Consider the following 1,440-nt stretch of genomic DNA (forward strand, 5'->3'; position numbering starts at 1 on the left):
TCTACGGGGCGGACATCTCCAAGTCGACGATCTCCACGATCACCGACAGTGTGATGGCGGCATGACCGAATGGCAGAACCGTCCCCTGGACAGCGGGCGGTTTCCAGCGGTGGTTGCGAATTAGCTGGTCATTGGTGGTGTGAGCCATCCTTTCATGGCTTCGGCGGGTGTTTTGTCGCCGAGGACGAGGCGAGGCCGGCGGTTCAGTTGCCGGGCGACTTCTCGAAGGTCTCGGACGGTGTGGACGGACAGGTCCGTGCCCTTGGGGAAGTACTGCCGCAGCAGGCCGTTGGTGTTTTCGTTCGTCCCGCGCTGCCAGGGCGAGTGAGGGTCGCAGAAGTAGATCCGAAAGCCCGTGAAAGCTTCGATCTCCTCGTGCAATGTCAGCTCCCGGCCCTGGTCCCATGTCAGGGTTTTCCGCATCTGAGCCGGTATGTGGGCGGTCTGCGTGACGATCGCGTTGCGGACCTGCGGGGCCTTCCAACCGTCGGGCAGGTGGATGAGTTGGACGTAGCGGGTGGTCCGCTCGACCAGGGTGCCGATCGCTGAACCCTGGCCTCGTCCGATGATGAGGTCGCCTTCCCAATGTCCCGGAACTGCACGGTCGTTGACCTCGGCAGGCCGTTGGTGGATCAGTGTCATGTTCTTGATCTTGTTCGGTGTCGGGACGCCTCTCCGCTGTTTCTTGCGGCGGGTGCGGCCGGTGCGGATCTTGCCGGGGCGGCTGCCCAGCATGCCCGCAAACAGGGCCCGGTAGATCGTCTCAGCGCAGGCCCGCATCGCCGGATCACCCGCATGAGTGCGGGCGAGGAAGCGTGAGATCTGCTGGGGCGACCACCTGTCGGTGAGCTTCTCCCGAACGAGAGTCCGCAAAGGCTCTGAGCTGCGCAACCTCTCGTCCTTGGGACGGCGTCTGCGCAGAAGGGCCTGGTTGTGGGCCCACCAGGGCTGGTAGCCGACGCCGGGCCTGCTACCTCGCTCGATCTCCCGGTAGACACTCTGGAAGCTCTTGCCGACGGAGAGGGCGATGTCCTTCACGTTCCGTTTCGCGTGCAGGCCGTCGGCTATCGCGATGCGGTCGTCCTGGGTGAGGAAACGTGGTGATATCGGGCCTGGGTCTGGAACGATCATGCCTCCAGCTTCCAGGAACCACTTGGAGCCACAGCTGGTGGACACCCCCACTGCCCGGGCGGCTGCCGCACCCTTGCGGCCTTCCCTCACCAACTCGAAGTACCTCTTCTTCACCGAGCTTGGCATCCTGTTGGGCGCGTATCTGGGCAACCGAACATCCCTCTCCGGAAACGTTCGCAACCACCGATGGAACTCAAGGCGTCTACCCGGTCGCCTTCATCGACTGCGTGAACGTGAAGGTCAGGGACGGACACGTCGCCAACCGGCCCGTCTACATGGCGGTCGCGGTCACCGTCGAGGGGCATCGGG

Annotated in this window: 1 protein-coding gene and 1 pseudogene; one reads left to right on the plus strand and one right to left on the minus strand. The window is 64.0% G+C overall.

Annotation, left to right across the window (positions count from 1 at the left end; genetic code table 11):
- Positions 1–120: 120 nt before the first annotated feature.
- Positions 121–1,245: an IS30 family transposase gene (locus ABZ721_RS40915; RefSeq protein WP_358793922.1), complete on the minus strand. Its 1,125-nt coding sequence runs from the start codon at positions 1,243–1,245 to the stop codon at positions 121–123.
- Positions 1,246–1,346: 101 nt separating this feature from the next.
- Here ABZ721_RS40915 and ABZ721_RS40920 point away from each other — a divergent pair.
- A pseudogene (locus ABZ721_RS40920) lies at positions 1,347–1,440 on the plus strand (transposase); the annotation flags it as partial.

The organism is Streptomyces sp. NPDC006733 (assembly GCF_040636125.1).
Taxonomy (GTDB): domain Bacteria; phylum Actinomycetota; class Actinomycetes; order Streptomycetales; family Streptomycetaceae; genus Actinacidiphila.